20 protein-coding genes and 1 pseudogene are annotated in these 21110 nt (G+C 73.7%); 11 read left to right on the forward strand and 10 right to left on the reverse strand.

Annotated elements, in window-relative coordinates:
• Positions 1–191: 191 nt before the first annotated feature.
• From OYE22_RS12555 to OYE22_RS12590, 8 genes are all read left to right on the forward strand, one after another.
• The gene (locus OYE22_RS12555) at positions 192–1412 is read left to right on the forward strand and encodes a class I SAM-dependent methyltransferase (RefSeq protein ID WP_277320501.1); all 1221 of its coding nucleotides are present in this window, start codon (positions 192–194) and stop codon (positions 1410–1412) included.
• A gap of 59 nt (positions 1413–1471) precedes the next feature.
• A complete protein-coding gene (locus OYE22_RS12560; protein WP_277320502.1) occupies positions 1472–1915 on the forward strand; it encodes a hypothetical protein in 444 nt (147 codons plus the stop codon).
• Positions 1912–3657: a hypothetical protein gene (locus OYE22_RS12565; RefSeq protein ID WP_277320503.1), complete on the forward strand. Its 1746-nt coding sequence runs from the start codon at positions 1912–1914 to the stop codon at positions 3655–3657. Before OYE22_RS12560 ends, OYE22_RS12565 begins: the two co-directional genes overlap by 4 nt.
• A gap of 341 nt (positions 3658–3998) precedes the next feature.
• Positions 3999–4394 carry a WXG100 family type VII secretion target gene (locus OYE22_RS12570; RefSeq protein WP_277320504.1) on the forward strand — a complete coding sequence of 132 codons (396 nt, stop codon included), beginning with the start codon at positions 3999–4001 and terminating at the stop codon, positions 4392–4394.
• Between the two features lie 38 nt (positions 4395–4432).
• On the forward strand, positions 4433–4744 hold the full coding sequence (locus OYE22_RS12575; RefSeq protein ID WP_277320505.1) for a hypothetical protein: 312 nt from the start codon (positions 4433–4435) through the stop codon (positions 4742–4744).
• A 272-nt stretch (positions 4745–5016) separates the two neighbouring features.
• On the forward strand, positions 5017–5661 hold the full coding sequence (locus tag OYE22_RS12580) for an RNase A-like domain-containing protein (RefSeq protein WP_277320506.1): 645 nt from the start codon (positions 5017–5019) through the stop codon (positions 5659–5661).
• 325 nt (positions 5662–5986) lie between these two features.
• Positions 5987–6397, forward strand: coding sequence for a contact-dependent growth inhibition system immunity protein (locus OYE22_RS12585; protein WP_277320507.1), 411 nt, complete (start codon positions 5987–5989; stop codon positions 6395–6397).
• A 427-nt stretch (positions 6398–6824) separates the two neighbouring features.
• Positions 6825–7148, forward strand: a complete 324-nt coding sequence (locus tag OYE22_RS12590) for a hypothetical protein (protein ID WP_277320508.1) — start codon at positions 6825–6827, stop codon at positions 7146–7148.
• Between the two features lie 146 nt (positions 7149–7294).
• On the opposite strand, the gene OYE22_RS12595 is transcribed toward OYE22_RS12590, so the two are convergent.
• The 4 genes from OYE22_RS12595 to tsaB all read right to left on the reverse strand — a co-directional run bounded on the left by OYE22_RS12595 (position 7295) and on the right by tsaB (position 10197).
• Complete coding sequence (locus tag OYE22_RS12595) at positions 7295–7552, reverse strand: hypothetical protein (RefSeq protein WP_277320509.1); 258 nt, start codon at positions 7550–7552, stop codon at positions 7295–7297.
• Positions 7549–8754 (reverse strand): tRNA (adenosine(37)-N6)-threonylcarbamoyltransferase complex transferase subunit TsaD, encoded by a 1206-nt coding sequence (gene tsaD / locus OYE22_RS12600; RefSeq protein ID WP_277320510.1) that lies wholly within the window; start codon positions 8752–8754, stop codon positions 7549–7551. Before tsaD ends, OYE22_RS12595 begins: the two co-directional genes overlap by 4 nt.
• Positions 8747–9376, reverse strand: coding sequence for a ribosomal protein S18-alanine N-acetyltransferase (gene rimI / locus OYE22_RS12605; RefSeq protein ID WP_277324109.1), 630 nt, complete (start codon positions 9374–9376; stop codon positions 8747–8749). The genes tsaD and rimI overlap by 8 nt, the downstream gene beginning before the upstream one ends.
• A gap of 119 nt (positions 9377–9495) precedes the next feature.
• On the reverse strand, positions 9496–10197 hold the full coding sequence (tsaB, locus tag OYE22_RS12610) for a tRNA (adenosine(37)-N6)-threonylcarbamoyltransferase complex dimerization subunit type 1 TsaB (protein WP_277320511.1): 702 nt from the start codon (positions 10195–10197) through the stop codon (positions 9496–9498).
• Between the two features lie 99 nt (positions 10198–10296).
• Here tsaB and OYE22_RS12615 point away from each other — a divergent pair, with 99 nt between their 5' ends.
• Positions 10297–10854: a hypothetical protein gene (locus OYE22_RS12615; protein WP_277320512.1), complete on the forward strand. Its 558-nt coding sequence runs from the start codon at positions 10297–10299 to the stop codon at positions 10852–10854.
• Positions 10855–11412: 558 nt separating this feature from the next.
• Here the strand turns inward: OYE22_RS12615 and tsaE are convergent.
• The 6 genes from tsaE to glmS all read right to left on the reverse strand — a co-directional run bounded on the left by tsaE (position 11413) and on the right by glmS (position 18803).
• Positions 11413–12066: a tRNA (adenosine(37)-N6)-threonylcarbamoyltransferase complex ATPase subunit type 1 TsaE gene (gene tsaE, locus OYE22_RS12620; RefSeq protein ID WP_277320513.1), complete on the reverse strand. Its 654-nt coding sequence runs from the start codon at positions 12064–12066 to the stop codon at positions 11413–11415.
• Between the two features lie 151 nt (positions 12067–12217).
• Positions 12218–13435: an alpha/beta hydrolase gene (locus OYE22_RS12625; protein WP_277320514.1), complete on the reverse strand. Its 1218-nt coding sequence runs from the start codon at positions 13433–13435 to the stop codon at positions 12218–12220.
• Entirely contained in the window at positions 13432–14676 is a 1245-nt protein-coding gene (gene alr / locus OYE22_RS12630) for an alanine racemase (protein ID WP_277320515.1), read from the reverse strand. The genes OYE22_RS12625 and alr overlap by 4 nt, the downstream gene beginning before the upstream one ends.
• A 63-nt stretch (positions 14677–14739) precedes the next feature.
• Positions 14740–16371: an NAD(P)H-hydrate dehydratase gene (locus OYE22_RS12635; RefSeq protein WP_277320516.1), complete on the reverse strand. Its 1632-nt coding sequence runs from the start codon at positions 16369–16371 to the stop codon at positions 14740–14742.
• 82 nt (positions 16372–16453) lie between these two features.
• Positions 16454–16894, reverse strand: coding sequence for a holo-ACP synthase (locus OYE22_RS12640; RefSeq protein WP_277320517.1), 441 nt, complete (start codon positions 16892–16894; stop codon positions 16454–16456).
• Between the two features lie 61 nt (positions 16895–16955).
• Entirely contained in the window at positions 16956–18803 is a 1848-nt protein-coding gene (glmS, locus tag OYE22_RS12645) for a glutamine--fructose-6-phosphate transaminase (isomerizing) (protein WP_277320518.1), read from the reverse strand.
• A 188-nt stretch (positions 18804–18991) separates the two neighbouring features.
• On the opposite strand from glmS, the gene coaA reads away from it, so the two are divergent.
• Both coaA and OYE22_RS12655 read left to right on the forward strand, forming a co-directional pair.
• Entirely contained in the window at positions 18992–19996 is a 1005-nt protein-coding gene (coaA, locus tag OYE22_RS12650; protein ID WP_277320519.1) for a type I pantothenate kinase, read from the forward strand.
• Positions 19997–20139: 143 nt separating this feature from the next.
• A pseudogene (locus tag OYE22_RS12655) lies at positions 20140–21054 on the forward strand (DUF389 domain-containing protein); the annotation flags it as partial.
• Positions 21055–21110 lie beyond the last annotated feature (56 nt).

Below are 21110 nucleotides of genomic sequence, written 5' to 3' on the forward strand. Positions count from 1 at the left end.
GGCGCCGCACGCCGGGTCGCGCACGGGGCGCGTCGGGGGCGCGTGCGGAGCGCGGGCCGGGCCACGTACGGGTCGCGTGCGGGGCATGGGCCGGGTCGCCTGCGGAACATGTTCGGAGCGCGGGCCGGGCGTGTCCGGGTCGGCCGCTGGCCCGCGCCGCCCGGTCGCGGGCGCGCTGCGAGAATGGGCCGGTGAGCGCGACCACCCTGCCCGTCGAGACCTTCCACGCCCTGCTGACCGACGAGGGGCAGGCCCTGCTCGGCGCGCTGCGCGACCTCGACCCGGCCGCCGAGCTGACCGCCGCCACCCGGCTGCGCCGCGACCACCCGGCCGAGCTGGTCTCGGCCGCGATCGGCCAGGCGCGGCTGCGGCAGCGGGCGGTGGCGAAGTTCGGCGCGGCCGACGCGTACCGGATGTACTTCACGCCCGACGGCGTCGAGCAGGCCACCCGCGCCACCGTGGCCGCGCACCGGGCGGAGCGGTTCGCGGGCCTCGGGGCGCGCCGACTGGCCGACCTGTGCTGCGGCGTCGGCGGCGACGCGATCGCGCTGGCGCGCGCCGGCGTGCGGGTGCTCGCCGTCGACCGCTCCCCGCTCACCTGCGCCGTCGCCCACGCCAACGCGGCGGCGCTGGGTCTCGCCGAGCTGATCGAGGTGCGCTGCGCCGACGTCGCCGACGTGGACACCTCCGGTTACGACGCGGTCTTCGTCGACCCGGCGCGGCGGGCCGCCGGGCGGGGCGGCTCCACGACCGGCGGCCGGGGCCGGATCTTCGACCCCCAGGCGTACTCGCCCCCGCTGTCCTGGGCCGTCGGCGCCGCCCGCGCCACCCCGCACGCGGCGCTGAAGGTCGCGCCCGGCGTGCCGCACGAGGCGATCCCGCCGGACGCCGAGGCGGAGTGGATCTCGGACGGCGGGGACGTGAAGGAGGCCGTGCTGTGGTTCGGCACGACCCCGGGCGCCCGCCGCGCGACCCTGCTGCCCGGCGGGGCCTCGCTGACCGGCGCGGGACTGCCGGACCCCGAGCCGGGCCCGGTGGGCCGCTGGCTGTACGAGCCTGACGGGGCGGTGATCCGGGCCCACCTGGTCGCGGACGTGGCCCAGCGGGTCGGCGGGCGGCTGATCGACCCGACGATCGCGTACGTCACGGCGGACGAACTGGTGCCGACCCCGTACGCCAGCGCGTACGAGATCACCGACGTGCTCCCGTTCAACGTCAAGCGCCTCAAGGCGCTGTTGCGCGAGCGGGAGGTCGGGGTGCTGACGGTGAAGAAGCGCGGGTCGCCGGTGACGCCCGAGGAACTGCGCAAGAAGGTCAGGCCACAGGGCCCGGCGTCGGCGACGGTGTTCCTGACCCGGGTGGCCGGTGCCCCCTCCATGCTGATCGGCCACCCGGCGGAGCCGGCGGAGTGAGCCGCCCGCCTGTGCGGCCCGTACGCCCCAGCTCTACGGCGACCACGGCGCGGGGGGCGATGACCGGTCCGACGACGATCCCGGCGCTGAACGACAGGAAGGCCGGGCCGGCGTCGGAGGAGGCGGCGACGGTGCGAGGGGCGGGAGCGGGTGGCGCGCGCGCCATCGGGCGGTCGGTGGGCCGGCCTCCGCGCCTGGAGCTTCAGCGGCTGCCGTGGATGGTCGAGGTGCTTGGCCTCGGACACGTCACCGACCAGGGCGCCGTGTGGATGGCGGGCGACCTCGCCCACCACGCCGCCACCGACCGCCGCGCCAGCGAGGCCACCGACGGCCCGACGCCCCGCCCGGTCCCCGACATGCTCACGCCCGGGTGCGTGGTCTTCCAGCCCCGGCTGACCTCGCTCGGCGACCAGTGGCACGAGGTCGCGAGCGCCCGCGACGTACCGAACGGGCCGCACGCGCTCGTCGACGGCCTGCTCGCCCCCGGGGCGGTGAAGGGATGAGCCAGCCACTACGGATCGTGCCCGACGAGCCGTTCCCCGAGGTCGGCACGGCCTTCCACACCGCGCTGAGCGACGACGGGCAGTGGCTCGCCGTCGTGGGCTACCTGGGCGGCGCCTTCTCCCGCTCGCGCGTCGTCGACCTGCCGCACGGGTCGCGCCCCGCGCCCCGCGTGCTGGTCTACCGGCGCGCCGACCTGTCGTACCACCGCACCGTGGCGGTGCCGGGCGAGTCCGTCGAGACGCTCGCCTTCCACCCCACCCTGCCGCTCCTCGCGGTCGGCACGGACGAGGGGGACGAGTACGCGCGCCACGGCACGCTGCTGCTGGCCGACGTGGTGACGGGGCGTCAGGCGCGGGTGGTGTGCGCCGACGCGGGCGTGGCCGCGCTGCGCTGGCGGGACGGCGACACGCTCGACGTGCTTCTCGCCGAGGCCGACCACGACCTGGCGTCGGAGGGGCTGATCCGCTACGCGGAGTCCGCCGTGCCCCGCCCACCCTCGGGCGACTGGCTCACCCTGGGCCCCGAGCCCGCCGGGGCTACCGGGTCCCCGGACTCCCGCGAGCCCGCGCCCCTGGACGCACGGCGACCGGCCGCGCCCGACTGGGAGTCGCGCCTACCGGAGGTGGCCGTCCAGGCGCGCCACGCCGAGCTGCGCGAGCTGGCCACGGCCGACGGGCGCGACTGGCGGGCGCGGCGCGCGGTGTGGGCGGTGGCGGGGCTGCGCGACGGCCGGGTGCTGGCCGCGCGCGAGGACAACCTGCTGGAGTGCTGGTCGCCCGAGGGGCGGCGGATGTGGACGGTGCCGCCGCCGGCCGAGTCCTTCCAGTACGTGGGCCTCCAGCTCCAGGTCACCCCCGACGAGCGCACCGCCCGCGTCACGGTGGCCACCGGCACCAGCGACGACCGCCGCTCCACCGTGCTGGCGGTCTCGCTGGCCGACGGCTCCGTACGCACGGAACACCGCCTCCGCTACCCGGCCCTCCTCACGGCCCGCGCCGACGGCGTCTGGGCCGCCCGCGACACCTGCGAACTCTTCCCCGCCCCACCCTCGTGGTCCCCGTCCGCCACCCTGCTCTTCGCCCCCGACGGCACCCCGCTCGGCGCGGTCCCCCTCGGCCACTACGATCCGCGCACCGAACTCACCGTCCGCCGCGCACCGGACCTGTACGCCCTGGTCGTACGGGACCGCCCGGCGCCGCCCGGCACGGAGGCCGACGTCACGGAAGCCGGCATATCCGCCGGAGGGTCGTACGCGTACGCCGCCGAGCAGGCGCGACTGGCCCGCCAGGAGACGTGGCTGGCCCGCGTGACCCCCGGCGAACGGAACGCGCCCGGCGCCGTCGAGCCACTCTTCCCGCTCGGCCCGAGGACCGCCGTCCGTGGCGGCCCGGCGGTCTACGTCGACGACGCCGCCGGCCCCGCCCTCATCCTCGCCACCGCCGACTCCGGCACCCCCCGCCTCACCCGCAGGTCCCTCCCGCACGGCGAGCCGACCTGGTCGCTGCCGACCGACTCCGCCATCGCGGGCCTGGACCTGCACGCGAACACCCTCTACGCGGCCACCGCCACGGGCGACCTCCTCACCCTCTCCCCCACCACCGGCACCCTCCACGCCCACCACCCCCTCACGTCCCCGGGCGGCCACCCCTTCACCCCCCTGACCCTGACCACGACCGTCGCGGGCGACGTGGTGATCGGGACGCTGGAGGGGCGGTTGCTGGTGCGGGGGGTGTCGGCCTGAGGGGTGCGGGGGCGGGGGTTCGGCATGCCGTGCGGGGTGGCCCCTGGCGATCGGGCTGTTGGGCGTAGAGGCTCCCCCGTTAGCCCTCTGAGCCGGCAGGTTCCCTGCGGGACCAGCGCGGCCGAATGGACGACAGCCATTCAAAACTCACTGTTACAGTGCCGACCTCCAGGGTGACAAGGGGGAGGCATGCTGGACCACCGGAACCAATGTGCCCGGAAGTTGGTATGCCAGCCGAAAGCGCCGCACGGGCCTTTCGCCTTTTCAGAACCCTCTGACGTAGCCCTCCCGCGCTTCGCGGACTTCCGACCGCGAAGCAGCTACCTCACATTAGGGGCGCAATGAACAAGAGCGACCTTGCCGTGCCGGAGGACGGTCTGCCCGGCCTTGCCTCGGACCTCAGCGAGATGCAGTCCTACCTCGCGACACAGGCCAAGCGCATGGCGACCATCGTCGACGCCATCGAATCGGGCTGGCGCAGCCCAGCGGCCAGCACGTACACCGAGTTCCAGCAGAGCGTGGCGGAGGACCTGGTACGCATCAAGTCCTCGCTGCAACTACTGGAAGAAGCGGTGCGGATGAGCAGTGATGGGTTCACGGCGCAGGAGCTGGACAACCTGCGCGGATTTCAGCGCGTCCAGGGGACGTTGGACATCGCCGTCGAAGCGAACGAACTCACCCGGACCGACTCGGGCAGCTCGGCCAGCCCGTCTCCCAGCAAAATACTTGACCTCTGAAGTGGTACGGCACGGACCACGACTCCAGCTCGGCCATCGTGCGAGCGCTCGGCGAGGTACCCGACTTCCTGTCAGGCATCATCGACCCGATCATCGAAAAGGGTCTCAAGACAGGCAAGAGTCACGAGATCACCCCGAGCGCGACCGTGTTCCGGGAAGAGCTCGAATCGGTAGCGAGCCACTGGCGCCAGGCCGGAAGCGTCGCGCACAGCACCGGCGATCACCTCAGCGGCCTCGTAGGCGGCATCACCGACAGGAGCGATGACGAGTGGAAGCGCGCCATGAGCGCGTTCTGTCAGACCGTCTGGGGCACCACGGCCTGGGGGAGAACTCGCCACGGACAGTTCTGAAAAACCACGGACGCGCCCGCAAAGCGCCAACCGATACTTGACGTTCTCCATGACACCGCCCGCGAGTTAGCGCAAGCGTGCCTGGACATAGCGGATGCCGCGGACCGCGCACGCGAGGTCTCCGAGCGGGCCGCCATCAATGCCGCAAAGGGCAAGATCAAAGACATGGCGAAAGATCTCACGACCCCCTCGTGGGACGATGCCATCAAGGTCGTCCCCTACGTGGGGGCCGCAGAGATCCTTGCAAGGCCGTTGTCTCGTTCAGGTCCAACATGGACGACGGAGCCATCAACAGGGCGGTAGAGGCGTACCACGAGAAGTGTCACGACCTGGCCAGAAGGCTGACGGACCTCATGCCCGCACTGGACGAGGCCTACAAGAGCGCACCAACCTTCCACGCGGAACAGGCACGCGCCCAGGCATTCGGCGCGCGATCCCTGAACGAGTTCAAGAAGGAGCACAAGTGGACCGTTCCGGGGACGTCGCCCAACAGCTTCACGTACCCCGTGGACCTGGCCAACCAGGAAGGCATTGGTGGCGCTCACGCGATAGACAAGCATGTGGGGAAAACGGACGACCAACTGGTGCAACGACTACGCGACCAGAAAAACATCCCGGGAGCATCTTCGTTTACTGACCTCAGCACCGCTCAGAGATTCACCCAGCAGTGCATTGAGCACAACAAGGGAGCCATAGACAGATACCTGAATTCCGGCACAGACTCTACTGCGGATTTCAGGCTGAACCTCAAGGATTCTGGAACCGTAACTGGCACCAGCGCCTTCTTTCAAACTGGCAGCGACGGCACGAGGCGTGTCACGGTAGAGGAAGTGCACGGAGTGCAGGTAAAGATCAAATCGGCACCCGACCTCGATCCGCCTTTCACTATCATCACGTCAACACTAACGAACAAGTAGCGCAAAGGAATCAGATATGCTGGATCGAGATACTTGCGAATTCTTCAGCCTTTCTGGCGCCCGAGATATTCTTTCTGTGTTTCCCCACGCAGGGCTACCGTCCTCCGCTGAGGAAAGAATTCTGATGCTCCGACCAACCATTCGCGCCGCCTGGGCTATGGGCGAGCGAGGCGGGCGCACGCTTTACGAGGTAGCGGCACAGATTCGCGAGGCCGCCCGAATCTTCTCTCTACACCAAGGAGCAGTCCCGAAAAGCGTTGAGCACATTCCAAGGTCGCAATCGAATCAAGAAACGGCAGCCGCTCTCTACGATATAGCCGACTATGTGGAACAGTGGGAGACTGGATTCACATCCAAACTAAACGACGCCACCCCCACCCGCCACGAGCTGAACTTCCGCTTCCCGCACCTCAACCACCTCCTCCAGGTGTACTTTGGCCAAGACGGCATTGCCTACGAGGACGACGAGACCACCGAGGTCCAGGGACTGGAGATGTACATCCAGAGCGTCCATCCCACGTGCCCCTGGCGGCTCCCCGGGCTGGTCGGCGAATGCCACGAAGCGCTGGCCCTCTTCCACGACGAGGACTCCCTGTTCTGGTTCTTCCAGGAGGGCTACCTCATGGGCTCGGGCTCTCTGCCATGGACGGAATGGCTGCCACTCATCGCGGACACGATGACTGCGCACATGCGCGAGCACCACAGCTACCGTTGGCGGACTCTCGGAGAGGACTGAGCCGTTGCGTACCGGGTCTGCCGCCTACCCCGATCGAGAAACCCTGACGAACCGAGGTCCGGTGGGTGTGCGGGCGGCGGGCGGCGCACTAAGGCGGGATACCGCCTGTGCGCAGAGCTGCACCGTTCAGACCATCTTCCCGAACTGCTTCCGGGGCGGGACACCACACCCCTCACGCCGCGTGAACACTTCGCGAACTCCGCCGAGTTGGGCATGGAGGCGATCCGCCAACCCCGTACTCCGCACGCGTCTGGCTCGCCTCGGTCGCCGACCAACTCAGCAACCGCCCCACCCCAAGCGGACCCCCGCCGCGCGAGCCTGAGTCTGGCCAGTAGCCGGCCCGCGCACCGAGATAACCCGCCCACATGCAGCCGGAATCACTCAGGACTTCGATGCCGTAGGAGGGACCCGGGAGGATGAAGAAGAAATGACAAGGGGGCACCACTCAAGCAATTCCCACAGGCCGGACGAGACCGAAGACCACCACTGGTCGCATCACTCAAGCGATGAAGAGGAGGAAGGCGAACGCGACGAGGAGGACATCGAGCGTCACGGGTCTCGTTCGCCTCACGGGATTGGTCATGTGATCCGCAAAGTTCTGCCGTGGCTGATAGCCCTTACCTTCGTCGCACTCGTGATATACGCCGTGCTTTGGTTCATCGACTTCAACCACGTTCTGGAGCACCCGGAGGGCAACTTCGATGATTGGCAGTGCAATCCGGATTACGGGCCGTGCGGCCTGAGCGAATGACCTTCCGTATCCTCGAACCTCCCAGGCTCGGCAAGGGCGTGAAGACGACCAACTCAGCAACCGCCCCACCCCAAGCCAACCCCCGCCGCCCGAGCCCGGCCAGTAGCCGGTCAGTAACCCACCCGCCCGCGCGCCGCGAACGTCCCCTACTCCCCCGCCACCGCCTCGAACCGCCAGCGGTGGACCGGGCGGCTCAGCAACTCGGCTGGTGGGGTGGGGAGTTCGGGGAGGTCCGCCTCGTACGGGGCGTCCCACCAGGTGATGACGAGGACGCGGTCGCCGGGGGCGCGGAAGGTCTCGCGGCGGAGGGGGGCGGGGGTCAGGGGTTGGTCGCGGGCCCAGTCGAGGAGTTCCGGGCCGCGGCCGTCGGCGGCGCGGGCCTCCCACATCAACGCGAGGGTCATGAGTAGAGGTTGTCCTTGCTCAGCTCGTGGAAGTGGTCGTGGGAGTGACCGTCACCGTGCGTGTGACCGTCACCGTGCGAGTGGCCGTGGCCGTGGCCGTGTTCGTGGCCGGCTCCGTGGTCGTGGTCCGGGGCGACCGGGGGTGCCGGGACGTGGGGGTCGGTGACCGGGAGGGAGGAGTCGGCCGACAGGTCCCAGGCCGAGGCGGCGCGGCCACGGGCGACCATCTCCGCGCCGAGGGCGGCCACCATCGCGCCGTTGTCCGTGCACAGGCCCGGGCGCGGGACGCGGAGCACGATGCCGGCGTCCTCGCAGCGGCGCTCGGCCATCGCGCGCAGGCGGGAGTTGGCGGCGACGCCGCCGCCGATCATCAGGTGGTCGACGCCGTTGTCCTTGCAGGCCCGCACCGCCTTGCGGGTCAGCACGTCCACCACGGCCTCCTGGAACGAGGCGGACACGTCGGCCACCGGGACCTCCTCGCCGGCGGCCCGCTTCGCCTCGATCCAGCGGGCGACGGAGGTCTTCAGGCCGGAGAAGGAGAAGTCGTACGCGGCGTCCCTCGGGCCGGTCAGGCCGCGCGGGAAGCGGATCGCGTCCGGGTCGCCGTCGCGGGCGATGCGGTCGATGACCGGGCCGCCGGGGAAGCCGAGGTTCAGGACGCGGGCGACCTTGTCGAACGCCTCCCCCGCCGCGTCGTCGATGGTCGAACCCAGCGGCCGTACGTCGGAGGTGATGTCCGGGGCGAGCAGCAGCGAGGAGTGGCCGCCGGAGACCAGGAGGGCCATCGTCGGCTCGGGCAGCGCGCCGTGCTCCAGCTGGTCCACGCAGATGTGCGAGGCCAGGTGGTTCACCCCGTACAGCGGTTTGCCCAGCGCGTACGCGTACGCCTTCGCCGCCGACACGCCGACGAGCAGCGCGCCGGAGAGGCCGGGGCCCGCCGTGACGGCGATGCCGTCCAGGTCGCTGGCCGCGACGCCGGCCTGTTTCAGGGCCCGCTGGATGGTGGGAACCATGGCCTCCAGGTGCGCCCGGCTGGCCACCTCGGGCACGACGCCGCCGAAGCGCGCGTGCTCGTCCACGCTGGAGGCGACCGCGTCGGCCAGCAGCGTGTGACCGCGCACGATGCCGACCCCGGTCTCGTCGCAGGAGGTCTCGATGCCGAGGACGAGGGGCTCGTCTCGGCGGCCGGTTGCGTCAGCCATGGGTTCCCGTCTCTGTCTCGCGCGCCGCCCGCGGCGCTGTCTCGGGAGCGCGCTCGGGCGCGTGCTCGGGTGGTTGTTCGGTTGCCGCGTCGAAGAGGCCGTCGATGGGGCCGTCGGCCCCTTCGTCGGGTACGGCATCGCTGGTCAGGGCCGCCTGGGCCACCGGGGCCGTCGGGGCCGCCGGGCCGGACAGCCGCATGACCAGGGCGTCCACGTTGCCCGGCTGGTAGTAGCCGCGCCGGAAGCCGATGGGTTCGAAGCCGAAGCGCTCGTACAGGCGCTGGGCGCGCGCGTTGTCCACCCGCACCTCAAGCAGCACCTCGTGGCACTCGAACGCGGTGGCGGCGGTCAGCAGGTCGCTCAGCAGCCGCGCGCCGAGTCCGGTTCCCCAGTGGCTGCTGGCCACCGCGATCGTCTGCACGTCACCGGTGCCGTCCACGGCGGCGAGCCCGGCGTACCCGACGAGGTGGCCCGCCGCGTCCTCGGCGACCACGTAGTGCCGACTCGCCCCGGCGCCCCTGGCGTGGGCCAGCTCCGACCAGAACATCCCCGGCGACCAGGCGTCCTCGGGGAACAGCTCGCCCTCGATGGCGAGCACGGCGTCCAGGTCCCACCAGCGCATCTCGCGCACCCGCGGGGCCTCGTCCGCGCCGCCCGCCGCGACGGCGCTCGGCCGCTCGGCGGTGCCGGTCGGGGGCTCGGCCTCGCCGCCGGGCGGGACGCCCGTCTCGCGCGCTGCGCTCACTTCGGGGTGACCACCTTGTAGTTCGCGGGCACCTGGGCGTCCGGGCGGCGCAGGTACAGCGGCTGGTTCGGCGGGAACTCCTCGCCGGCGGCCAGCTTCTCCACCGCGAGCGCGGCGAGCGCGACGGCGGACTGGTGCTCGGGCAGCTCGGCCCCCTCCGGAACGCCGGGCAGCGCGGCCCCGGCGCCCGCCGCGGCGAAGACCTCCCGGTAGAGGGTGCCGCCCGCGCCCACCACGGGGAGCCCCGCCACCTGCTCGGCGATGTCGGCCGGCCGGTCGACGGCGGGCTCGCTGACGCGGGTCCTGCCGTCCGCGTACCGCGCCCAGTAGACCTCCTTGCGCCGGGCGTCCGTGGCGACGACGAACGGTCCGGTGAGCCCGGCCTGCCCGGCGGCGTACGCGATGCCGTCCAGCGTGCACAGCCCGCGCACCGGGATGTCGAGGGCGGCGCCGAACGCGGCGGCCGTCGCGAGCCCCACCCGCAGCCCGGTGTACGGGCCGGGGCCGATCCCGGCCACGACGTGCGTCAGGTCACCCGGCGTGACGGAGGCCGTCGCGAGCACCCGGTGCACGGCCGGCAGCAGCAGTTCGCCGTGCCGGCGGGCGTCCACCTGGTGGGAGGAGGCGAGAGTGGTCCGGCCGTCGTGGAGCGCGACGGTCACGGCGGGGGTAGCGGTGTCAAGAGCGAGCAGCAGCACGCCCACAAGCGTACGACCGCGAGCCGAGCGTCGATCCCGCGCCGGCCTGCCGGGTGCTACCGTCGGCCCGGTAGAGGCGTGACGAAGGGGTGGCTGGACGTGGCTCGGAACAGCTCCGGAACCATCGTGGCCGGACTCACGGCCGGGGCGATCATCGTCGTGGGCATCCTCGCCTACCACGCCTCCGCGAACGCCCCGATCAACCCGAACCAGGCGGCCCGCCCCGGTGCCTCCGACTCCGCCAAGCCCAAGGACAAGGCGAAGAAGGAGAAGTCCACCGCGATCCCGGCCAGCTCGGGCACCGGGCGTCGGGTGGTGTACGCGCTCAGCGACAAGCGGGTCTGGCTGGTCGGCGCGAACGAGCAGGCCATCCGCACGTACCCGATCTACCCCAGCTCGGTCAGCCCGGCCCCCGGCACGTACAACGTGACCTCCCGGTCCGCCAGCGTCACCGGCTCGGACGGGGTGTCCGTCGAGCACGTCGTGCGCTTCCACACCGAGGGCGACATAGTGTTCGGCTTCAGCGCCGCGGTCGACGGCTCGACGCCCGACCCGGACTCCAACCGGCGCACCGGTGGCATCCGTGAGAAGCGCGCGGACGGCGCGGCGATGTGGACCTTCGCCTCGATCGGCACCGAGGTCGTCGTCGTCCGGTAGGGACGGGCGTGCGTGGGTGACGGGCGTCCGTCGGTGACAGGCATGTGGTCGGTAGGCGCGCGCGACTGACGAGCGTGTGTGCCCCACAGGCGTGCGTGACTGACGAGGGTGCGTGCTCGGCCGGCGTGCGTGGGTGGGCGCTCGGCAGGCGTACGGGAGCGACAGGCGTCCGTGTACGAAGGTACGGAAGAGTGCGCGGACCAGCTCGGAGGTCAGGCCGCCTCGCGGCGACAGTGCGCCGTCGGCTGGGGCTCTGTCGCCGGTTCGACCCCGGGGATCGCGTGTCCCCCGGGCGGCGTGGAGAGCTCGGTCGCCGCGGCACAGGCCGCCAGCATGTCAGCCACCGATGGCGCCTTCGGGCAGCTTCGCGCCGGCGGCTGGTTGGGCTGATGAGTCTCCATGGGGTGCCTCCCGGTACTCCTGGGGCATGGGCGCGCACGGGCGGTTAGGTACGCCTAACTAGCGCGCTCAAGTCCATGTCACCACGCCCGAGGCGGTGAACGCAACATCTTCCCGACGGCTTGTCGGAATCTACAGCGTCACGTGACCGGCCGGCGGCTACCCCTCCAGCGGGCTCAGGTCCACGCCCGCCCAGCGCGCCCCGACGCCGGTCACGGTCACCCGGCGCACGTCGGCCACCTCGGCCTCGGCCTCGGTCGTCGCGGCGTCGACGTCGAGGACGGCGGGGCCCGCGGCGTTGGCGGGGATGGGCTCCGGGACGTCGGCGGGGGGCACCATGGCGGCGGTCTCGGCGCGGGGGGCCGGGGCGGCGGGGTGCGGGGCGGCGAGTTCGCCCTCCGCGCCCACCGCGCGCTCGATCACGACGTGCAGCCGGTCGTCCGACAGCTCCTCGACCTTGCCGTCGCCCCACTCGACGACGACCACCGACTCCGGCAGCGACACGTCGAGGTCGAGGTCCTCCATCTCGTCCAGGCCGCCGCCGAGGCGGTAGGCGTCCACGTGCACGAGCGGCGGCCCGTCGCCGAGCGGCGGGTGCACGCGCGCGATGACGAAGGTCGGCGAGGTCACGGCGCCCCGCACGTCGAGCCCCGCCCCGAGGCCGCGGGTCAGCGTGGTCTTGCCGGCGCCCAACTCGCCGGTGAGCAGCACCAGATCGCCGGGGCGCAGCAGGGCGGCCAGGCGGCGACCCAAGTCCCCCATGCGCTCGGGGGTGTTGACGGTGATCTGTGCGCGGGCGTACGGAACGTTCATGTTCGCCGATGGTACGGGCCCGCGCGGCCGGCCCCACACTCCCCCGAGCCCTCCGGGCGGTCCCCAGGGCGACCCCCGGAATCTTCCGTTCCGGCCGGGTGGCGGGGTGGCCCGGCCCCGCGCGTGCGGCGCGGCCCCGGCGAGGGGCGGGTCAGGTCGGGGTGGTGGGGCTCGGGTCGGGCGTGACGGGGTGGCCGGTGGCGTCCAGGAGGCGGAGCAGGGCGGCGGTGACGGTCTCCGGGTGCTCCAGCATGACCAGGTGGCCGGCGGTGGGGACGATCTCCAGGTGGGCGTCGGGCAGGAAGCCGGCGATGGCCTCGCTGTGCTCGCTCGGCGTGATCAGATCCCGCTCGCCCGCCAGGACGAGGACCGGCAGGGCGGCGAAGACGGGCAGCGCCTCGGACTTGTCGTGCTCGGCGAAGGCCGGGTAGAACTCGGCCACCACGTCGATCGGCGTCGCCTCGATCAGCCGCTCAGCGAAGCGTGCCACGCCCGGGTCCACGTCGCGCGAGCCGAACGAGTAGCGCTTGATCACCCCGGCGAACAGGTCGGCCGTCGCTCGCCGCCCCCGCTCCACCAGCTCCGCCTGCGCGCCGAGCGCCCGCAGCGTGCTGGGCAGCACCCGCCGCACGGCGCGTACGCCGGCCGCCGGCAGCCCGAAGCTGACCTCGCTGAGCTTGCCGGCCGAGGTGCCGACGAAGGCGGCGCCGACCACCCGGCGGCGCACGAGTTCGGGGAACTGCGCGGCCAGCGCCATGACCGTCATGCCGCCCATCGAGTGGCCCACGAGAATCAGCGGGCCCTCGGGCGCCGCGGCGTCGATGACCGCCTTGAGGTCGCGGCCGAGCAGGTCGATGGTGACCGGCTCGGCGTGCTCGCGTTGGGCCCGGCCGCGCTCGGAGCGGCCGTGGCTGCGCTGGTCCCAGTAGACGGCGCGGGCGGCGCCGGCCAGCGCGGCGCGCTGGAAGTGCCAGGAGTCCTGGCCGAGGCAGTAGCCGTGGCAGAAGACGAGGGTGACCGGCGGCCCGGCCTGGTCGCCGGCCTCGGGCCCCCGCGCCGGACCGGGCTCGACCTCGTACGCCAGCTCCGTGCCGTCCTCGGCGACGGCCACCCCGGGGGTGCCCCGCAGGGTGCCGTACGGGCCGGCCGCGTCCAGCGCCAGCCGGGCCTTGCGGCGCACGCCGCGGCCCACCGTCAGCCGCTCCACGGCGACGCCGACGGCGGCGCCGGCGGCCACCACCCCTATCGCGGCGCCCGCGAGCCCCGCGCCCCGGCGCCATCCCGCGCGGGCCGCCGCCTCGACCGTCCCGGCCGCCGCCTCGACCGCGCCGGCCGCCACCTCGACCGTCCCCCCGGTGTCCTGGCTCATGTCGGGGTGCCCGCCCCCGCGTTCCCGGCCGGGGAAACACCACTCGTACGGGCGATCTCGGCCTCCGTCCCGGGGACGGCCGGGGCCGGCGCGTCGGGCTCGCTGTCGGCGTGCAGGTACACGCGCGGGACGCGCTGGCCGATGCGGGTGACGATCTCGTAGGCGATCGTGCCCACGGCCTGCGCCCAGTCCTCGGCCGTCGGCTCGCCCCGGTCGCCCGGCCCGAACAGCACGGCCTCCTCGCCCACCGTCGCCCGGTCACCACCGAGGTCCACCACGAACTGGTCCATCGCGACCCGGCCGGCCACCGTCCGCCACTTGCCCGCCACCAGCACCGGGCCCGTGTCGGACGCCGCGCGCGGCACGCCGTCCGCGTACCCGACGGGCACCAGCGCCAGCGTCGTGTCGCCCGGTGTGCGGTAGTGGTGTCCGTACGAGACGCCGTGCCCGCCCGGCACCCGCTTGACCAGCGCGATCGACGCGGAGAGCGTCATCGCCGGGCGCAGCCCGAAGTCGGCGCTCACGCCGATCTCCGGGCTGGGCGAGACGCCGTAGGTCGCGATGCCGGACCTGACCAGGTCGAAGTGGGCGTCGGGCAGCGTCAGCAGGGCGGGCGAGTTGGCGATGTGCCGCACCTCGGGGGCGATGCCGGCGGCCTCGGCGTGCGCCAGCATGTCGCGGTACGCGGTGAGCTGGGCGGTGATCGAGGGGTGCCCCGGCTCGTCCGCGCAGGCGAAGTGCGACCACACGCCGGTGACCCTGATCGTCCCGTCCGCCTCGGCCCGCCGGGCGGCGGCCACCAGGTCGGCCCAGTCGTGCGGCTGGCAGCCGTTGCGCCCGAGCCCGGTGTCCGCCTTGAGCTGCACCCGCGCGGGCCGGCCCGCGGCCCGCGCCCCGGCGACGGCCTCGCGCAGCGCCCACATCCCGCTCACCGACACGTCGATGTCCGCCTCGACGGCCTCCCGCCAGGGCCCGCCCGGCGTCCACAGCCAGCACATCAGGCGCCCGGTGTCGCCGGCCGCGCGCAGCGCGATGGCCTCCTGCGGGGTCGCCGTACCCAGCCAGCTCGCGCCCGCCTGCCTGGCCGCCCGCGCGCAGGGGACGGCGCCGTGGCCGTACGCGTCCGCCTTGACCACGGCCATCAGCTCGGCCCGGGGCGCGCGGGCACGCAGCGCGCGCACATTGGCCCGGAGCGCGGCCAGGTCGACCGTGGCTCGGGCACGCATCGGTGTCTCGTTCATCAAGGCCAGTGTCTCAGGCGCCCACCGCCCCTCCCGTGGCCCGTCCGCGTGCTGGCCCGCAGCTCACCCGGCGGCGGCCACGTCCCGCCAGGCCGCGCCCAGGGCATCGGCCACCTCGGACGCGGTGATGGGCGCGCCCGGGCGGCCGGGGGCCGCGGCCGCGTGGCGGGCCGCCAGGCCGTGCAGGTAGGCGCCGGCCGACGCGGCCGTGCGGGCGTCCAGGCCGGTGGCGAGCAGCGCGCCGGTCAGCCCGGAGAGCACGTCGCCGCTGCCGGCGGTGGCCAGCCAGCCGGTGCCGGTCGGGTTGACGCGTACGGGCTCGGCGTCCGGGCCCGTGGCCGGGCCGGCGACCAGCGTGGTGGAGCCCTTGAGCAGCACCGTCGCCCCGGTCTTCGCCGCCAGTTCGCGCACCGCCGCCAGCCGGCCCGCCTCGACCTCCTCGCGGGGGCGGCCGAGCAGCGCCGCCGCCTCGCCCGCGTGCGGGGTCAGCAGGGTCGCGGCGGTGCGGGCGCGGACGCCGTCCGGGGGCAGCAGTCGCAGCCCGTCGGCGTCCACCAGCACCGGCACGTCGCTGGCCAGCACGTCGGCCAGCGCCCGCCGGGCGTCCGCGTCGTCCCCGACGCCGGGGCCGACCACCCACGCCTGCACCCGTCCCGCCTTGCCGGGCGGGCCCGCCGAGACCAGGGTCTCGGGGAAGCGGGCGATCACGGCGTCGGCGCCCGGCCCCACGTACCGCACCGCTCCGGCGCCGCCGCGCAGCGCCCCGGCCACCGCGAGCACCGCCGCACCGGGGTAGCGGGCCGAGCCGGCGACGACGCCGACCACGCCGCGCCGGTACTTGTCGCTCTCCGCCGCCGGGCGCGGCAGCACCGCCGCCACGTCCGCGTGCTGCAACGCCTCCACGTCGGGCACGGACGGCAGCCACGGGCCGAGACCGATGTCCACCAGGCGCGCCGCGCCCGCGTGTTCGGCGGCCGGGTCGATGAGCAGCCCGGGCTTGTACGTGCCGAAGGTGACCGTCGCCGTGGCCCGTACCGCCGCGCCGCGCACCTCGCCGGTGTCGGCGTCCACGCCGCTGGGCAGGTCGACGGCGACCACCGGCACGCCGGCATCGGCGACGGCCCGAGCCAGCAGCGCGGCGTCCGGCCGCAGCCCGCCCCGGCCGCCGATGCCGACGATCCCGTCCAGCACGAGGTCGGCGCGGGCGAGGGCCCGCAGCGCGGGGTGGTCGTCGCGCCGCCCCGTACGGGCGTCGTCCGCGCGCCCGCCGTCGCTCCGGTCCGCCGCGTCGCCGCCCGACGCCGCCGCCGGGTCCGGGCCCACGTCCAGGCCGGCGGCGTCGACCAGCCGGCCGCCCGCCGCGCGCAGGGCCGTGGCGCCGCCGGCGTGGGCGCGGTCGGGGGCGAGCAGCAGGGCGGTGACGGCGGCCCCGCGACGGGCCAGCCGGGCGCCCGCGTAGAGGGCGTCGCCCCCGTTGTCGCCGCTGCCGACGAGCAGCACCACCCGCGCTCCGGACACCCGCCCGCGCGGCGCCGGCCCCGGCCCGGTGCGGGGCCCCGCGCCCGCGCCCAGCAGCCCGGCGCAGGCGGCGGCGAGGCCGGCCGCCGCCCGGTGCATGAGCGTTCCCTCCGGCAGCCGGGCCAACAGCTCGCGCTCGGCGGCCCGTACGGTCTCCACGCTGTACGCAGTCCTCATGCGCCCCAGTCTCCCGCGCCGGGCGCCCGGCGGCCGGGCGAGCGCCGCGCCCGGGCCCGCCGGATGCGCCGCCGGCCGCGCGCTACCGCTCCGGCCAGCCGTCGTCCGCCGGCCAGGCGTCCGCCGGGCCGTCCGGGGCGGAACCGGCGGCCTGCTCGCCCTCGGCGATGACCACGGCCGACGCGACGCCCGCGTCGTGGCTGAGCGAGACGTGCCAGGTGCGCACGCCCAGTTCGGCCGCCCGCTCGGCGACGGTGCCGCGCACCCGCAGCCGGGGCTGGCCGCTGGGCAGCGTCCACACCTCGGCGTCCGTCCAGCGCAGCCCGCTCGGCGCGCCGAGCGCCTTGGCCAGCGCCTCCTTCGCGGCGAACCGGGCGGCCAGCGACGCGGTGCCCCGGCGCTCGCCGCTGGGCAGCCACAGCTCCCGCCGTACGAAGACCCGCTCGGCCAACCCCGGCGTGCGCTCCATGGCCGCGCCGAACCGGTCGATCTCGGCGACGTCGATCCCCACCCCGATGATCACGAGGCCGCCCCGTGGGGGCCGTGGCCCGTGGCGGCCACCGGCCGCGCCGTCACGCGCATCCTCACTCCACCGTCACGGACTTGGCGAGGTTGCGCGGCTGGTCCACCTCGTTGCCCCGGGCCGTGGCCAGCTCGCAGGCGAAGACCTGCAACGGCACGGTGGTCACCAGCGGCTGGAGCAGCGTCGGCGTGGCCGGGACCTCGATGAGGTGGTCGGCGTACGGCGCCACGCCCGCGTCGCCGCGCTCGGCGATCACGATGGTGCGGGCGCCACGGGCCCTGATCTCCTGGATGTTGGAGACGATCTTGTCGTGCAGTACGGACCGGCCGCGCGGCGAGGGGACGACCACGACCACCGGCACGCCGTCCTCGATCAGCGCGATCGGCCCGTGCTTCAGCTCGCCCGCGGCGAACCCCTCGGCGTGCATGTACGCCAGCTCCTTGAGCTTGAGGGCGCCTTCCAGGGCCACCGGGTAGCCCACGTGCCGGCCCAGGAACAGCACCGTGTCCTGGTCGGCCAGCGAGCGCGCCAGCTCGCGCACCGGCTCCATCGTCTCCAGGACCCGCTCCACCTGGCTGGCGATCTCCGACAGCTCCCGGATGACCGCGTGCACCTCGTCGCCCCACTTGGTGCCGCGCACCTGGCCGAGGTAGAGGGCGACGAGGTAGCAGGCGACGAGTTGGGTGAGGAACGCCTTCGTGGAGGCGACGGCGACCTCGGGCCCGGCGTGCGTGTAGAGCACGGCGTCGGACTCGCGCGGGATGGTCGAGCCGTTGGTGTTGCAGATGGCCAGGACCCGGGCGCCCTGCTCGCGGGCGTGCCGCAGCGCCATCAGGGTGTCCATCGTCTCGCCGGACTGGGAGATGGCGACGACCAGGGTGCGCGGGCCCAGGATCGGGTCGCGGTAGCGGAACTCGCTGGCCAGCTCCGTCTCGCAGGGGATGCGGGTCCAGTGCTCGATGGCGTACTTGGCGATCATCCCGGCGTGGAAGGCGGTGCCGCACGCCACGATGACGATCTTGTCGACCTCGCGCAGTTCGGCGGCCGGGATGCGGACCTCGTCCAGCGAGAGGTTGCCGGCGGCGTCGATCCGGCCGAGCAGCGTGTCGGCCACGGCCTTCGGCTGCTCGGCGATCTCCTTGAGCATGAAGTAGTCGTAACCGCCCTTCTCGGCGGCCGAGGCGTCCCAGTCCACGTGGTACGGGCGCACGGTCGCGGGCGCCCCGTCGAAGCCGGTGACCGTGACCGCGTCCCGGCGCACCTCCACCACCTGGTCCTGGCCGAGCTCGATGGCCTCGCGGGTGTGCTCGATGAACGCGGAGACGTCGGAGGCCAGGAAGTTCTCACCGACCCCGACGCCCACCACCAGCGGCGAGTTGCGGCGCGCCCCGACCACCACGTCGGGGTCGTCGGCCACCACCGCGACCAGCGTGAACGCGCCCTCAAGCCGCCCGCACACCTGCCGCATCGACTCCGCCAGGTCGCCCGTGGAGGAGAAGGACTCGGCCAGCAGGTGCGCGACGACCTCGGTGTCGGTCTCCGACGCGAGGGCGTGGCCGCGCTCGGCAAGCTCGGCGCGGAGCGACGCGAAGTTCTCGATGATGCCGTTGTGGACGACGGCGACCCGGCCCGCGTTGTCCAGGTGCGGGTGGGCGTTGGCGTCGGTGGGCCCGCCGTGGGTGGCCCAGCGGGTGTGGCCGATACCGGCGGTGCCGGTCGGCAACGGTCGGTCGGCCAGCTCCTTGTGCAGGTTGGCGAGCTTGCCCGCCTTCTTCGCGGCGGCCAGGCCGCCGTCGGCGAGGACCGCGACCCCCGCCGAGTCATAGCCCCGGTACTCAAGGCGCCCGAGCCCGGCCAGAACGACATCGAGGGCGGACTGCCCTCCCACATAGCCAACGATTCCGCACATGGGGTGCAGCGTACGCGCGGCCCCCGCGCGGCGGGCCGTCGTGGCGACCCGCCACGACGGCCCGCCGGGCGGGTCCCGGATGAGTCGCGGGGCGGGTCGCCGAGTGGGTCGCCACGCCCCGGCGTGACCGAACGCACGCCCCGTACCGCGCCGTGAGAACCCACAATGAATCAGTGATCAGGTCTTCGGTGAGTGACCAACGGCCGCACGGCGGGCCGCAGGGCGGTGTCCCGAGGCGGGCCGAGTCGAGCCCGTACGTGGATCTCTCGCGCGCCCAGTGGAGCGGGCTGCGCGAGAAGACGCCGCTGCCGCTGACGGCGGAGGAGGTGGAGCGGCTGCGCGGCCTGGGTGACGTCATCGACCTCGACGAGGTGCGCGACGTGTACCTGCCGCTGTCCCGGCTGCTCAACCTCTACGTGGGGGCCACCAGCAACCTGCGGGGCGCCCTCAACACCTTCCTCGGCGACGCGGGCAGCGGCCAGGGCGCGCAGCAGGGGACGCCGTTCGTCATAGGGGTGGCCGGCAGCGTCGCGGTCGGCAAGTCCACCACCGCCCGCCTCCTGCAGGCCCTGCTCGCGCGCTGGCCCGAGCACCCGCGCGTCGAGCTGGTCACCACGGACGGCTTCCTGCTGCCCAACGCCGAACTGCACCGGCGCGGCCTGATGTCCCGCAAGGGCTTCCCCGAGTCCTACGACCGCCGGGCGCTGACCCGCTTCGTGGCCGACGTGAAGGCCGGCAAGGACGAGGTCAGCGCGCCCGTCTACTCCCACCTGGTGTACGACATCGTCCCCGACCAGCGGCTGACCGTGCGCCGCCCCGACATCCTCATCGTCGAGGGCCTGAACGTGCTCCAGCCCGCGCTGCCCGGCAAGGACGGCAGGACACGGGTGGCGCTGGCCGACTACTTCGACTTCAGCGTGTACGTGGACGCCCGGACGGAGGACATCGAGCGCTGGTACCTGGGCCGGTTCAGCAAGCTGCGCGAGACGGCGTTCCAGAACCCGTTCTCGTACTTCCGCAAGTACACCCAGGTCTCCGAGGACGAGGCGCTCGACTACGCGCGCATGATCTGGCGCACGGTCAACCGGCCCAACCTGCAACAGAACGTGGCCCCCACCCGGGGCCGGGCCACCCTCGTGCTCCGCAAGGGCCCCGACCACAAGGTGCAACGCCTGCGGCTGCGCAAGCTGTGACCGCGCGGGGCGTCCGCGCCCCGTACGGACCGGGGCGCCCGTCCCCGCCCCGCCCCCGTAGGCTGCCTCTCCGCGCCCCCGACCCGACCGTCCGGGCGACGCCGACCCGATGCTGACGTGACGCCGACTCCGAGGAGCCCGCCGTGCTGCACCTGCGGTTGATCGTCCCCGCGCACCGCACCGACGAGGTGGTCGCGCTCTTCGAGCGCAGCGTGGGCGCCACCCACCTGGCCGTACTCACCGGGGCCGGCCGCGACCCGGCCGGTGACGTGGTGCTGTGTGACGTGGCGCGGGAGGCCGCCGACGAGGTCCTCAACGAACTGCGCGCGATCGGCATCGACGAGTGCGGCGCGATCACCGTCGAGAACATCGACCTGACGCTCTCGCACCGGGCGGACCGGGCCGAGGAGGAGGCGCCCGGCGAGGGCTCGGACGCGGTGGTGTGGGAACAACTCGTGGAGGCCACCCACGAGGAGTCCACCCTCTCCGTCACCTTCCTGGCCTTCCTGACGGTGGCGACGATGCTGGCCGCCTGCGGTGTGGTCCTCGACAACGCGATCCTGATCGTCGGCGCGATGGCCGTCGGCCCCGAGTTCGGCCCGCTGGCCGGGCTGTGCACCGCGCTGGTGCGGCGCGCCCCGCGACTGGCCGCGCGCTCGCTGATCGCCCTGCTGACGGGGTTCGCGGTGGCGATGGCGCTGACGACGCTGTTCAGCCTGTTCATGGACGCGGTGGGGCTCTTCGACAAGGCGGACGTGGAGGCCGAGCGGCCGAACACCAACTTCATCTACCGGCCCGACCTGTTCTCCTTCGTCGTGGCCTTCCTCGCCGGCATCGCCGGCACCCTGTCGCTGACGTCGGCGAAGTCGGGCGCGCTGGTCGGCGTGGCGATCTCGGTGACCACGGTCCCGGCCGCCGCCAACGCCGCCGTCGCCCTCGGCTACGGCGACCTGGGCCAGACCCGCGGCTCCACGGAACAACTCCTGCTCAACCTCGCGGGCATCGCCCTCGCCGGCACGCTGACACTGCTGGCCCAGCGCCTGTACTGGTCCCGCCAGGCCGGCTCCATCCGCCCCGGGAGCGCCTCTCGGGGCGGGCCCGAGGGGCGGGGTGG

The organism is Streptomyces sp. 71268 (assembly GCF_029392895.1).
GTDB lineage: Bacteria > Actinomycetota > Actinomycetes > Streptomycetales > Streptomycetaceae > Streptomyces.

Excerpts from the sequence above, each read along its gene's own strand:
- OYE22_RS12560 (WP_277320502.1), top strand. The coding sequence starts at position 1,472 with ATGACCGGTCCGACGACGATCCCGGCGCTGAACGACAGGAAGGCCGGG.
- OYE22_RS12565 (WP_277320503.1), top strand. The coding sequence starts at position 1,912 with ATGAGCCAGCCACTACGGATCGTGCCCGACGAGCCGTTCCCCGAGGTC.
- OYE22_RS12570 (WP_277320504.1), top strand. The coding sequence starts at position 3,999 with ATGAACAAGAGCGACCTTGCCGTGCCGGAGGACGGTCTGCCCGGCCTT.
- OYE22_RS12580 (WP_277320506.1), top strand. The coding sequence starts at position 5,017 with ATGGACGACGGAGCCATCAACAGGGCGGTAGAGGCGTACCACGAGAAG.
- OYE22_RS12590 (WP_277320508.1), top strand. The coding sequence starts at position 6,825 with ATGACAAGGGGGCACCACTCAAGCAATTCCCACAGGCCGGACGAGACC.
- OYE22_RS12595 (WP_277320509.1), bottom strand. The coding sequence starts at position 7,552 with ATGACCCTCGCGTTGATGTGGGAGGCCCGCGCCGCCGACGGCCGCGGC.
- tsaD (WP_277320510.1), bottom strand. The coding sequence starts at position 8,754 with ATGGCTGACGCAACCGGCCGCCGAGACGAGCCCCTCGTCCTCGGCATC.
- rimI (WP_277324109.1), bottom strand. The coding sequence starts at position 9,376 with ATGCGCTGGTGGGACCTGGACGCCGTGCTCGCCATCGAGGGCGAGCTG.
- tsaE (WP_277320513.1), bottom strand. The coding sequence starts at position 12,066 with ATGAACGTTCCGTACGCCCGCGCACAGATCACCGTCAACACCCCCGAG.
- OYE22_RS12625 (WP_277320514.1), bottom strand. The coding sequence starts at position 13,435 with ATGAGCCAGGACACCGGGGGGACGGTCGAGGTGGCGGCCGGCGCGGTC.
- alr (WP_277320515.1), bottom strand. The coding sequence starts at position 14,676 with ATGAACGAGACACCGATGCGTGCCCGAGCCACGGTCGACCTGGCCGCG.
- OYE22_RS12635 (WP_277320516.1), bottom strand. The coding sequence starts at position 16,371 with ATGAGGACTGCGTACAGCGTGGAGACCGTACGGGCCGCCGAGCGCGAG.
- glmS (WP_277320518.1), bottom strand. The coding sequence starts at position 18,803 with ATGTGCGGAATCGTTGGCTATGTGGGAGGGCAGTCCGCCCTCGATGTC.